10 protein-coding genes are annotated in these 12,622 nt (G+C 71.0%); 4 read left to right on the top strand and 6 right to left on the bottom strand.

Going from position 1 to position 12,622, the window contains the following annotated elements; translation table 11 throughout:
* Positions 1–197: 197 nt before the first annotated feature.
* A complete protein-coding gene (locus ABZ128_RS00215) occupies positions 198–992 on the top strand; it encodes an alpha/beta fold hydrolase (protein ID WP_356845072.1) in 795 nt (264 codons plus the stop codon).
* Between the two features lie 220 nt (positions 993–1,212).
* Positions 1,213–2,757: a M23 family metallopeptidase gene (locus tag ABZ128_RS00210; RefSeq protein ID WP_356845071.1), complete on the top strand. Its 1,545-nt coding sequence runs from the start codon at positions 1,213–1,215 to the stop codon at positions 2,755–2,757.
* A gap of 291 nt (positions 2,758–3,048) precedes the next feature.
* Here the strand turns inward: ABZ128_RS00210 and pcrA are convergent, their stop codons facing one another.
* Positions 3,049–5,580: a DNA helicase PcrA gene (gene pcrA / locus ABZ128_RS00205; RefSeq protein WP_356845069.1), complete on the bottom strand. Its 2,532-nt coding sequence runs from the start codon at positions 5,578–5,580 to the stop codon at positions 3,049–3,051.
* A gap of 74 nt (positions 5,581–5,654) precedes the next feature.
* On the opposite strand from pcrA, the gene ABZ128_RS00200 reads away from it, so the two are divergent.
* A complete protein-coding gene (locus ABZ128_RS00200; RefSeq protein WP_356845068.1) occupies positions 5,655–6,008 on the top strand; it encodes a hypothetical protein in 354 nt (117 codons plus the stop codon).
* Positions 6,009–6,144: 136 nt separating this feature from the next.
* Positions 6,145–7,197: an NlpC/P60 family protein gene (locus ABZ128_RS00195; RefSeq protein ID WP_356845067.1), complete on the top strand. Its 1,053-nt coding sequence runs from the start codon at positions 6,145–6,147 to the stop codon at positions 7,195–7,197.
* 6 nt (positions 7,198–7,203) lie between these two features.
* On the opposite strand, the gene ABZ128_RS00190 is transcribed toward ABZ128_RS00195, so the two are convergent.
* The 5 genes from ABZ128_RS00190 to ABZ128_RS00170 form a co-directional block, all read right to left on the bottom strand.
* Positions 7,204–7,980 carry a hypothetical protein gene (locus ABZ128_RS00190; RefSeq protein ID WP_356845066.1) on the bottom strand — a complete coding sequence of 259 codons (777 nt, stop codon included), beginning with the start codon at positions 7,978–7,980 and terminating at the stop codon, positions 7,204–7,206.
* 1 nt (position 7,981) lies between these two features.
* Positions 7,982–9,250, bottom strand: a complete 1,269-nt coding sequence (locus ABZ128_RS00185; protein ID WP_356845065.1) for a hypothetical protein — start codon at positions 9,248–9,250, stop codon at positions 7,982–7,984.
* A 115-nt stretch (positions 9,251–9,365) separates the two neighbouring features.
* Positions 9,366–10,478, bottom strand: coding sequence for an alpha/beta hydrolase-fold protein (locus ABZ128_RS00180; RefSeq protein WP_356845063.1), 1,113 nt, complete (start codon positions 10,476–10,478; stop codon positions 9,366–9,368).
* A 115-nt stretch (positions 10,479–10,593) separates the two neighbouring features.
* The gene (locus ABZ128_RS00175; RefSeq protein WP_356845061.1) at positions 10,594–11,283 is read right to left on the bottom strand and encodes a response regulator transcription factor; all 690 of its coding nucleotides are present in this window, start codon (positions 11,281–11,283) and stop codon (positions 10,594–10,596) included.
* Positions 11,280–12,575: a PspC domain-containing protein gene (locus tag ABZ128_RS00170; protein WP_356845060.1), complete on the bottom strand. Its 1,296-nt coding sequence runs from the start codon at positions 12,573–12,575 to the stop codon at positions 11,280–11,282. The genes ABZ128_RS00175 and ABZ128_RS00170 overlap by 4 nt, the downstream gene beginning before the upstream one ends.
* Between the last annotated feature and the right edge of the window lie 47 nt (positions 12,576–12,622).

Raw genomic sequence — 12,622 nt, 5'->3', positions numbered from 1 at the left:
ACGTTAAGTACAGCATCGCGCACACCGCCGTTTCACGGTCAAGCACGAGGGGGAAATCACACGTGGGACGGCGTTGATTCACCGCCAGGAGAGCCGCACCGGGGTCGCCGCGCCACCGTACCGACAGCCGCACGGCACGGTGGCGCGGCCCGAGTGCCAGAAGGCTGCAGTCCCAAGAGGCTCAGGGGAGGCCGTCGATGGGGCTGTGCATACCCGTGTCCGGTGCCGCACTGCGCGCCGGATTACTGGAAGTGGTCGTGCTCGGCGGGCACCTGCTGCTCTACCCGACCGGGGTGTACCAGGAGAAGCGCTCCACATGCCGTGAAACAACCCGAACCGCCGGCTCCGGCAGCCGGCCGCCCGTGCTCCTGCTGCACGGGTTCACCGACAACCGGTCCGTCTTCGTCCTGCTGCGCCGCGCCCTCGCGGCGGGTCGCCGCAGGCGCGTGGAGACGTACAACTACTCGCCGTTCACCCGCGACCTGCGCGTCACCGCCCGCCACCTCGCCCGGCACGTCGAGGAGCTGTGCGCGCGTACCGGCCACCAGGAGGTGGATCTCGTCGGGCACAGCCTGGGCGGACTGGTCGGGCGGTACTACGTGCAGCGGCTCGGCGGCGACCGGCGCGTCCGCACCCTCGTCACGCTCGGCACCCCGCATTCCGGCACGCGGGTCGCCCCGTTCATGAACGCCCACCCCCTGGTCCGGCAGATGCGCCCGGAATCGGCGGTGATGGCCGAGTTGCGGGAACCGGCGCCCGGCTGCCGGACCCGGTGCGTTGCCTTCTGGAGCGAGTTCGACGAGCTGATGGACCCGCCCGGGACGGCGCGGATCGAGCACCCGGACCTCCAGGTGGAGAACGTGCAGGTCATCGGCATCGGACACCTGGCCCTGGCCGCGCATCCCGCGGTGACGTCCGCGGTCCGCCGGGTCCTCGACGGACCGGTTCCCACCGGGGCCGGACGACCGGACGGGGCCGCTTCCGTCGCGTGACGAAGACCGGCCCACACTCGAACGGATTTCGAACTCAAGGCCAAGGCTCTGCCTTTCGCCGACCGAAAGACGGCCGAATGCCCGGTTCCGCTCAGCCGGAAACCCTCCGAAGATTGTCGTTGCGAGTAACCGCCGGGTACAGTCACGCCACTGCTCTCCCCAGGGAACCTCACGTTCCCTGGCCACCCAGGCCCCCACTGCCGAGGCGAAAGAGAAGTTGGTGAACGACCGCCCCTCGTCGGGCCTGTACCCCGATTCCGGGTACGACGGCCTTTCCACCACCACTTTCGCTGGTGACTCGGCCTACGTTTCCTATGAAACGCAGGGCGGAGCGGGCACTCAGGGGTACGACTACGCCTCCTACGGCTCCTACGAGACCGGCGCCTACGACACCACGGCCTGGGCCCCGCAGGAGAGTTACCCGCAGGACCACACCTACCTGTCGAGCATCCCCGCCCAGACCGACGGGCACGGCTGGCAGACACCGAGCACGGACTACCAGCCCACCGCCTTCGGATACGAGCAGCAGACCGGGCAGTGGGCGATGCCGGGCTACGGCACCACCGGCACCGAGACGGGCGCGTACGACGCCACGGCCTGGAACACCGTCGCGCACGAGCAGCAGACGCAGACCTTCGCCTACGAGTACCAAGGCGAGTTCCAGGGCGAGTTCCAGGGCGAGTTCCAGGACGAGCAGCACCAGCCGCAGTACCAGCAGCACCAGCACGAACAGCAGCCGGAGCACACGGCGGAGTACCCGTCGGAGTACGCGTACGCGGCCGCCGAGGCGTACAGCGAGACCGCCGTCTTCGAGGTCCTCGCCGACGAGACCCCCGACGCGGAGCCTGAACCGGACCTGGACTTGGCCCCCGTGCACGACCTGCCGACCCAGGCGATGCCCGTCACCCCCGCCGCGCCGGACGCACCCTCCGCCCCGCGCCCCTCGCGCCGCGCCGGCGCCAAGGGCTCCGCCAAGGCCGCCTCCAAGGCGGGAGCCGCATCCGGCGCCAGGTCCGTCGGCAGCAGCCGCCGCCGCACCCCGGCGAAGCGTTCCGCCCTCCTCACCGTCGCGGTTCCGTCCGCCTGTGTGATGGGTGTTGCCGGAGTCGCGGCCGCCTCCGTCGGCGGACTCACCGGCACGGAGAAGCCCGCCGAGGACACCACCACGATGGCCGCCCCCGACCCGGCCTCGGTGAAGCCGGTCGCGGCGAACAGCAAGCTCGACACCCAGCTGGCCGCGCTCAGCGCCGACGCCGGTGACTTCGCGGACCGCGCGAGCCGCACGCAGGAGCGCATCGACCTGCGCCAGCGGCAGGACGAGGAGCGCAAGAAGAAGGCGGAGGAGGAGGCCGCGAAGGAAGCGGCCCGCCCCAAGTTCGCGATCCCCGTCGCCCAGCACGGCCTCAGCGCCAGCTTCGGCCAGGCCGGCGGCATGTGGATGTCCGTGCACACCGGCATCGACTTCCCGGTCGGTTACGGAACCCCCGTCATGGCCGCCACCGACGGCACCGTGCGCACCCAGTGGAACAGCGCCTACGGCAACATGGCCATAGTGACCTCGCCCGACGGCACCGAGACCTGGTACTGCCACCTCAGCAGCACCAAGATCCGGTCCGGCAAGGTCAAGGCCGGCGATGTCATCGCCTACTCGGGCAACTCCGGCAACTCCACCGGACCGCACCTCCACTTCGAGGTCCGGCCCGGCGGCGGGTCCGCGATCGACCCCCTGCCCTGGCTGCGCAGCCACGGCCTGGACCCGACCTGAGAGAACCGCCCCGCACCGGCCGTCGAAAGAACCCGGGCCTTCGCGGGGCGTCGAGGTCGCCCCGCGCCGCCGGCACCAGCAGCGCATCCACCGCCGCGTGCCGGCCGGCGCCGTCGCGCGCCCCGAGCCCGGCAGCAGGCTCCGCCCTGGTGGTGCACCCGGCCCAGCGGATGGAACTCGGCGGGGAACTCACGCTCCACGACGGGCCGTTCACCGCCCTCCAGCACGAGCAGCCAGGCCGCGAGCCGCTCCCCCTCGGCGATGCGCTCAACGGCCTTGCCCGAAGGACCGTTACAGCTTCTGCACCGGCGCGTAGCGCAGCAGCAGGCGCTTCGGCTTGTCGTCCCCGAAGTCGATGGTGGCCTGCGCGTCCGCGCCGGCGCCCCTGACCTCCATGACCGTGCCCAGCCCGAACTGGTCGTGCGTGACCCGGTCTCCGACGGCCAGGGCGATGACCGGCTTGTCGGCGGCCCGGCGCGTGGCGAATCCGGAGGGCCCCGACTTCGTACGCGAGGAAGACAGGAACGCCTCGGGCGAGGTGCCGAAGGAGGCCCTGCCCCCGCCGGAACCCCCGCCGTAGCCGGATCCCGAACCGTAGCCCGAGCCGGAACCGCGCATCGGTCCGGCCGGCTTCTGCTTCGCGCCGGTGCGCTTCCACTGCAGGTACTCGGCCGGGATCTCCTCCAGGAACCGCGACGGCGGGTTGTACGAGGGGGTGCCCCACGCACTGCGCATCGCGGAGCGCGTCAGGTACAGCCGCTCCCGGGCGCGGGTGATGCCGACGTAGGCGAGGCGGCGCTCCTCCTCCAGCTCCTTGGTCTGCCCCAGGGCGCGCATGTGCGGGAAGACGCCGTCCTCCATGCCGGTGAGGAAGACCACCGGGAATTCGAGGCCCTTGGCGGTGTGCAGGGTCATCAGCGTGATGACGCCCGTGCCCTCGGTGTCCTCGTCGGGGATCTGGTCGGAGTCGGCGACGAGCGCGACCTGCTCCAGGAACTCGGCGAGCGTGCCGCCCGTGCCGGCAGCCGCTGGTGTCGCGGTATCCTCTCCGCGGGCCTGCTCGAATTCGAGTGCCACCGCCGCGAGTTCCTGGAGGTTCTCGATCCGCGTCTCGTCCTGCGGGTCGGTCGAGGCCTGGAGTTCGGCGAGGTAGCCCGTCCGCTCCAGGACCGCTTCCAGTACCACCGCCGGACCGGCGCCGGAGTCCACGATGGTACGGAGCTCCTCCATCAGCACGTTGAAGCGCTTGACCGCGTTGGTCGAGCGGGCGGCCATGCCGAAGGCCTCGTCCACGCGGCGCAGCGCCTGCGGGAAGGTGATCTTCTCGCGCAGCGCGAGCGCGTCGATCATCGCCTCCGCCCGCTCGCCGATGCCGCGCTTGGGCACGTTCAGGATGCGGCGCAGCGGGACGTTGTCCTCGGGGTTGGCGAGGACGCGCAGGTAGGCGAGGATGTCGCGGACCTCCTTGCGCTCGTAGAAGCGGACGCCGCCGACGACCTTGTACGGGAGTCCGACGCGGATGAAGATCTCCTCGAACACGCGCGACTGCGCGTTGGTCCGGTAGAAGATCGCGACGTCGCCCGCCTTGGCCTCGCCCGCGTCCGTCAGCCGGTCGATCTCGTCGGCGACGAACTGGGCCTCGTCGTGCTCGGTGTCGGCGACGTAGCCGGTGATGACGGTGCCCGCCCCGGCCTGCGTCCACAGGTTCTTCGCGCGGCGGTTCTCATTGCGCTCGATGACCGCGTTGGCCGCGGACAGGATCGTCTGCGTGGAACGGTAGTTCTGCTCCAGCAGGATCGTCGTCGCGTCCTTGTAGTCCTCCTCGAACTGGAGGATGTTGCGGATGGTGGCGCCGCGGAAGGCGTAGATCGACTGGTCGGCGTCACCGACCACGCAGAGCTCGGCGGGCGGCAGGTCGGGGTAGCCCGTCCCCACGAGTTCGCGCACGAGCGTGTACTGAGCGTGGTTGGTGTCCTGGTACTCGTCCACCAGCACGTGCCGGAAGCGGCGCCGGTAGTGCTCGGCCACGTCCGGGAACGCCTGGAGCAGGTGGACGGTGGTCATGATGATGTCGTCGAAGTCGAGGGCGTTGGCCTCGCGCAGCCGCCCCTGGTACATCGCGTACGCCTGGGCGAGGGTCTTCTCGAAGCCGTCGACGGCCTGGGCGGCGAAGGCGTCCTCGTCGATCAGCTCGTTCTTCAGGTTGGAGATCTTGGCGTTGAAGGACTTGGGCGGGAACTTCTTCGGGTCCAGGTCCAGGTCGCGGCAGACGAGCGCCATCAGGCGCTTGGAGTCGGCCGCGTCGTAGATCGAGAAGGAGGAGGTGAAGCCGAGCCGCTTCGACTCGCGGCGCAGGATGCGCACGCACGCGCTGTGGAAGGTGGAGACCCACATGGCGTTCGCCCGCGGGCCGACCAGCCCTTCGACGCGCTCCTTCATCTCGCCGGCGGCCTTGTTGGTGAAGGTGATCGCCAGGATCTGGCCGGGGTGGACGTTCCGCGCGGCCAGCAGGTGGCCGATCCGGTGGGTCAGTACCCGGGTCTTGCCGGAGCCCGCACCGGCCACGATGAGCAGGGGGGAGCCCGCGTGGACCACGGCGGCGCGCTGCTGCTCGTTCAGCCCGTCCAGGAGGGTCGCGGGGTCGATGACGGGCTTCGGGGAGCCGTCCCGGTAGTAGGCGTCGCCGCTCATGGGCACGTCGAAGCGGCCCCCGAAGAGGTCGTCGGCGCCCGGCTCCGGGGCGGCGTGGTCCTCGGGCGGCGGCGGGACCTCGTCGGAGGGGGTGAGGTCCGCCAGGAAACTGTCGTCAAAGAGGCTGCTCATCGCCTTCCGAGTTTAGGGGGCCGGACCGACACCCGGCCCCGCCCCCGGAAAATCGGCCCCGTACGCTCGGGGCCATGAGCGTACTGATCAGCGTCTTCGTCGGCCTGCACATCATCGGGATCGCCTCGCTCCTCGGCGGCTTCCTGACCCAGATGAAGGCGATGGGCGCAGGTACCGCCCGCTTCGTGCCCGCGATGCTGCACGGCGCGCTGACGATGCTGGTCACCGGCGTGCTGCTGGTCGGCTTCCGCGAGATGGACGGCGGGCACGTCAACAACATCAAGATCGGCGTGAAGCTCGCCGTCCTCTTCGTGATCCTCGCCCTGGTCTACGTCAAGCGCGACGAGGAGCGGGTGGAGAAGGCGCTGTTCGGCGCGGTCGGCGGACTGACCGTGATCAATATCTTCATCGCCGTCCTCTGGCGCTGATCCACAACCGCCACACGCGGCCGTATCCGGTCGCATCAGAGCACTTACGATCATCCCGTCATCTGCCCGTTACCTACGGGTCTAGCGTCCTCCTCCAAGCACCGAGCTCCCGAGCGAGGAAGGACGTGAGGCCCTCGTGGCCAGTCACCGAAAGCCCAGGCAGCGCCCGCTCTCCGGCGGCACCGTACGGACCGCCGCCACCCTCGCCCTCGCGGGCGCTGCCACCGCCACCGCGTTCGAAGGCACCTCGCAGGCCGACCCGCAGCAGACCCCCTCCCAGGTCAAGGCGGAGGTCGACCGGCTCTACGAGGAGGCCGAGGCCGCGACCGAGCGGTACAACGGGGCGAAGGAGAAGGCCGACGAGGCGCAGCGCGCGCTGGACGCCCTGCGCGACGAGACCGCCCGCAAGACCGACCAGCTCAACAGCGCCCGCAGCGCCCTCGGCTCGCTGGCCGCGACCCAGTACCGCAGCGGCGCCCTGGGACCGGCGGTACAGCTGGCGATGTCCGACGATCCGCAGGACTACCTCGACCGGGCCTCGTTCCTCACCCGGGCCGGGGACCGCAACGCCGCCGAGGTCTCCGCCGTACGCCGCCGGCTCGACGAGGTCGGGCAGCTGCGCGACAAGGCCGCCGGGCGGCTCGCCGACCTCCGCACCCGCGAGCGCGAGATCGCCGAGGCCAAGGCCGTCATCGAGGGCAAGCTGAGCACCGCCAAGCGGCTGCTGGCCCGGCTCACGGCCGAGGAGCGCGCCGCGTACGAGGCCCAGGCCGCGGGGCCCGCCCCCGCCGCCACTGCCGCGGGCCCGCACGCCGCGACCCCGGCCCCGCCCGGCGACGGCTCCCGGGCCGCCCGCGCGGTGGCCTTCGCGTACGGGGCGATCGGCAAGCCGTACGTGTGGGGCGCCACGGGACCGGGCTCCTTCGACTGCTCGGGCCTGACGCAGGCGGCCTGGCGCTCGGCGGGGGTCTCACTCCCCCGCACCACCTACACCCAGATCAACGCGGGCCACCGGGTCTCCCGCGATCAGCTCGCCCCCGGTGACCTGGTGTTCTTCTATTCCGGGGTCACCCACGTCGGCCTCTACGTCGGCAACGGCCAGATGATCCACGCCCCCCGCCCCGGCTCGACGGTCCGCGTGGCCCCGATCGACTCCATGCCCTGGGCGGGCGCGGCCCGCCCGGCGTAGCCGGGTTCAGCCCTCGTACGCTTCGCCGGAACAGCCGGGCTGGTCGCTGAACGGGGGGCAGTACTCCGGCGACTCCGGCGGGGTCGGCTGCCGTGGCTCTGTCCACGTCGGATGCGGAGTCGGATTCCCGGGGGGTGTGGGCGTCGGCGGCGGGGGCGAGAGGAGACCCCACACCACGTAGACCAGGATCACGACGGCCGCCAGAATCGCAGCGGCGATCAGCCTCCTGCCGGGAGGGGGTCCGAAGCGGCTGGTCAGGGAGGGGGCGCGCCGGGCGCCTTCCCCCACGGCGCGCGGGGTCACGGCCACGGCCACGGCCGAGCGCAGGGGAAAGGCCCGCCCCGGCTCGACCGCGAAGCCCTCCTCGTCCCGGAGGAACCGCCGGTACACGCGGAGCGCGGCCTCACGGCAGAAGGCCAGGTCGGCCGGCTGCGGTCGGACCTCGGCGCCGCCCTCGCAGACGAATCCGTACATCAGGGAGAGCGGGCGGCCGTACTCGTCCCGTGGTGGCAGGTCGTCGGGTTCGGTTCCCGGCTCGGCGAGGTCGGCCGCGGTGGCCGTGTGCGTGGCGTGCACGACCGTCAGCGGGCGTCCGCCTGCGGTGACCACCTGCATGACCTGTGCCTGGTCCTCCACCGTGCTCGGTGCCACCGAATCGTCCAGCACTCCGTAGTCGCGCTGGGCGAGCAGGACCTCGGGGGCGAGCAGGGTCCGGTAACCGTGGTGCCGGCCACGGGCGATGAGGAACGGCCATCCCTGCTGCGGGGACGAGGGGCCGGCCATGTCAGGACAGCCTGGAGTGGGGCAACTGGTCCTCCAGGACCGCGACTTTGCGGCGCATGTCCTCGATGACCCGCCGCCGCGCTTCCCGAAGGTCTTCGATGCGCTGCTCGGCCTCGGTCAGTTCCCGGTCGAGCCGGTCCTGCGACTGCTGGCGCGCCCTCCGGTGGGAGTCGAGGAAGAGACCGACGAGGGCGTTCCCCGTCAGGGTGACCGAGGTACCGAACGCCGCGAACACGGCCTGACCTGCCGCCTTGCCGACGAAGGTGCCCATGGAGGTGATCGTCTCCATCGGGGTCATCCGGCTGCGTTGGCGCACCTCCTCGTAGAAGGCCGAGCGGGCCTCCTTGTCGAGTCGGGCTTCGACCTGGTCGAACAGGTCGGGCACCACGGCCGACAGCGGAACGTCGACACGGCTGGGATGCAGCGTTCCGTGCGGCACTTTGACGATCCTTCCGGTGGAGTCGACCCTCGCGAAGCCCGAGCCCACCGCGCTGACGGGGATGAGGCGGACCACCCGGCCGGAGCCGTGGATCTTCACCAGCGACCGGAAATGGTCGTTGGACGTCAAAAGGTCGTGCACGAGTTCCAACCGGGTGCTCTCGTCGGGGTGCAGACCCGTGAGCAGGTCCCACTTCGTGATGACGAAGCTGACGGGACAGGTCGCCTCGATCATGGCCGGCACCAGGGCGTCGAGGGTCTGCTCCAGACGCATCAGACCCGTGGGAACACCGTCCAGATGCTGTCGGATGTGGTTTCCGTCGATGATCCCGAGCAGTGCGTCGGCCTGCCGGATGTGCGCGAACAGGTCTTCCTGGACCGTCGATCCGGGCGCCTGCGGCTCGGTGAGGAGTTCTCCCGCGTACTCCAGGTACTTCAGCTCAAGAATGGGGCGGAAGCCTTCGGCGGTACGTGTTTTGGCGGTGAACGAAAAATGCCGTGATTCGCCTTTGGTCGTTCCGGGCGGCCAGCTGTTCGCCGACTCCGTGTCTGCCATCTGACTGAACCACTGGTTGAGTTGCAGGACGTCCTCGTGCGAGGCGGTGAGGAAGTAGCTCTGGCCTGCCGGTGTCTGGAGCCGGTGGTACATGCTGGCCAGCAGGAGCGTCTTCCCCGAGCCCTGCAGCCCCAGGGCCACGACCTGGAACGCCGGAATGTTCTCCTCGACGACCAGGGGGCTGCTTTCCGACGTGTGGCGGCGGGAAGCCCACCACAGCCAGATGATCCACACGAGGGCGATGACGACAACGAGAATGACAACACCCGGCGACATGTCTCTCCGTCCCGGCGGCCGGCGACGACTCGCCATACAAGCGGCATGACTTCACGGGACAATTCCATCGTCGCCGCTCGCCGCCACCCCTGCCAGTCGGGCAAGGCGCCTTCGGCTACGGCATTTTCACTTGCGTGCTCAACCACCCGAAGGTCTGCGGCAGCTGCTTCGACCACGAGTCGAGGTTGTGCCCGCCGGTGACCTTCTCGGCGTGCACCACCGTCGGGCTCTGCGCGAGCGCCTTGAGGTCCGTGCCGGACAAGTAGCCGTCCTGCTCGGCCCCCGACATCCACAGCGCGACCGGCGGCGGCGTGGGCGCCGCCTTGAGCAGGGCCTTCAGGTTGTGGGTGCGGCGCAGCTCCGGATCCTGGGCCACCAGCGAGCTGGGCTCCTGGCCCGGGTCGTTGTAGCCCGACAGCGAGACGGCCGCGCTGTAGCGGTCGGGGTGCAGGATCGCCAGCTTCGCGGCGCAGTAGGCGCCGGCCGAGTACCCGGCCACGCCCCACGTGCGGGCGTCGCCGGAGGTGCGGAAGTTGTCGGTGACCATCTTGCGGACGTCGACGCTGAACCAGCTGTCGGCGTTGACCTTGCCGGGGAGGTTGGCGCAGCCGGTGTCGGCGTTGCCCAGGAGCATGGCGCGCGGCGAGACCAGGATGAACGGCTGCACCTTGCCGTTCTTCATCAGCGGCTCCAGCACCTCGTGCGCCTTGAGCCCCTGGAACCAGGACTTGCCCGTTCCGGGTATGCCCGGGATCAGCTCGACGACGGGGAACTTCTTGTCCTTGTAGGCCGGGTCGTCGTACTGCGGCGGCAGCCACACCATGACGTCGCCCTTGACCCCGGAGATCTTGCCGTCGAGCTCGGTCTTCTTGACCCGGCCGCCGAGGCCGTCCACGGGCTCGAAGTGCTGGGGTACCTTCGGTGCCCCCTTGACCTGCTCGGCCTTCTTCCCGCCGAGCCCGTCCGGGCCGAGGTCGGGGGCGGCCGTGACGTACGAGCCGGTCCCGAACAGGTCGCCCCAGCTCGCGTAGAAGTTCATGTCCCGGTTGAGCCCGAGGAAGACCAGGGCGATGGCGGTGGCCTGGGCGAAGACGAGCATCGACGCGCGGGTGGCGACGCGTACGACGGCGGGGCCGCGCACCTTGCTCCACACGGCCAGCGGCAGGATGACGGCGATCGCCGTGAGGGCGATCACCGTCGCGAAGAGGGGGGTCCCGGTCAAGCTCATCACGCCACCCAAGAGGGCGGCGCGGCCCCCTCCGGTTGCCCCCGCCCCCTGCGGCGTGGATCACACGGGCTCCGGCGCCCCGGGCTCCGCCGCCCCGGGCCCGGATCGCCCCGGCTCAGACCAGGCGGCGGGCCGTCGCCCAGCGGGTCAGCTCGTGCCGGTTCGACAGCTGGAGCTTGCGCAGCACGGCCGAGACGTGGGACTCGACGGTCTTCACCGAGATGAACAGCTGCTTGGCGATCTCCTTGTACGCGTACCCGCGCGCGATCAGCCGCAGCACCTCGCGCTCGCGCTGCGTCAGGCGGTCCAGGTCCTCGTCGACCGGCGGCGCGTCCGTCGAGGCGAACGCGTCGAGCACGAAGCCGGCCAGCCGCGGCGAGAACACCGCGTCGCCGTCCTGCACGCGGAAGACCGAGTCCACCAGGTCGGTCCCGGTGATGGTCTTGGTGACGTAGCCGCGGGCGCCGCCGCGGATGACGCCGATGACGTCCTCGGCGGCGTCCGACACCGACAGGGCCAGGAAGCGCACGGGCTGCTCCCCCGTCATCAGCGGGGCGCAGCGCCGCAGCACCTCGACCCCGCCGCCGCCGGGCAGGTGCACGTCGAGGAGGACCACCTCGGGCCGGGTGGCGGTGATGACGGTGATGGCCTGGTCGACGTCGGCGGCCTCGCCGACGACCTCGACGCCGGTCCGGGCGGTGTCGCCGATCTCGGCCTGGACGCCCGTGCGGAACATCCGGTGGTCGTCGACGAGCACCACCCGCACGTGCCTGGTCGCCGCCCCGGTACCGCTCTCTTCGGTCATGCTGTCCTCGCCGCCCTCTCCATCTCCAGCTCGACTACCGTGCCGCCGTCGGGGGCGGGCCGCAGCAGTGCGGTTCCGCCGTTGCGCTGCATCCGGCCGATGATCGATTCTCGTACGCCCATGCGGTCGTCCGGTACCGCGTCGATGTCGAAGCCGGGCCCGTGGTCCCGTACGGACACGAACACCGTCTGTCCCTCCACCTCGGCGTACACCTGCACCGCCCCTGCCTCGCCACCGTACTTGGCGGCGTTGACCATTGCCTCGCGCGCGGCCTGCACCTGTGCGCCCAGTTTCTCGTCGAGCGGGCAGTCGCCGACGACGACGACCTCGATCGGGACGCCGTGGTGGTCCTCCACCTCGGCCGCGGTCTTCTTCACCGCCTCGGCGAGGGTGGCCGGTTCCTCGGCCTCGTCCTTGCCGGTGCCCTGCGGCTTGTAGAGCCAGTTGCGCAGCTCGCGCTCCTGGGCCCGCGCGAGCCGGCGCACCTCGCCCACGTCCTCCGCGTTGCGCTGGATCAGGGTGAGGGTGTGCAGCACCGAGTCGTGGACGTGGGCGGCGACCTCGGCGCGCTCCTGGGCGCGGATGCGCATCAGGCGTTCCTCGGAGAGGTCCTGGGTCATCCGGATCAGCCACGGTCCGGCGAGCAGGGCGACGCCGACGAGCACGGCGAGGGTGGCGGTCAGCACGTTCCCGAGCTGCGCGGCCGAGCCGCGTACGACGAGGAAGACGGTCAGGCCCACGCCGACCAGTGCGACGCCGGCGAGACCCCGGGCCAGTTGCAGCCGGCGCCGGTTGCGCCCGGCGGCCTCGCCCCAGTGGGCGCGGCGGGCGTTGTCGGCCTGCCGCCAGACGAGGACCACACCGGCGCCGACCAGCAGCGTCGGCCACACGTAGCGGCCGGAGGTGCCGCCGACCTGGACCTTGGAGATGAAGATCCCCGCGCCGATGCACAGGGCGATGAGTGCGGTGATCTGCCCCTTCTCGGGTTTGCGCAGGCGCCGGCTGCCGTCGGGGAGGGTCTCGAAGAAGGGGCGGTGCGCGGTGCGGCCGCCCACCCCGAGCGGTACGAACACCCAGAACGCGGCGTACAGCAGCACGCCGAGCCCGTCGCCCCACAGGAACAGGCCGAGGAAGGCGAGCCGGACCCAGACGACCGGCAGCCCCAGGTGCCCGGCGAGTCCGCGGGCGACTCCGCCGAGCATCCGGCCGTCGGCGCTGCGGTAGAGCCGGCGCAGGGGGGCCTCGTCGGACTCGGGGGGGTGCGGGGTGCGGAGGGCGGCGGCTGCGGGCATGGCACCGATGGTCACACGTGGCGGAGCCCGGGGGCATCAGGGCATCC

It is taken from the genome of Streptomyces sp. NPDC006326 (assembly GCF_040612915.1).
Taxonomy (GTDB): Bacteria; Actinomycetota; Actinomycetes; order Streptomycetales; family Streptomycetaceae; genus Streptomyces.
Note: the sequence above shows the minus strand (reverse complement) of the source record. Positions and strands in the feature narration are given on the sequence as shown.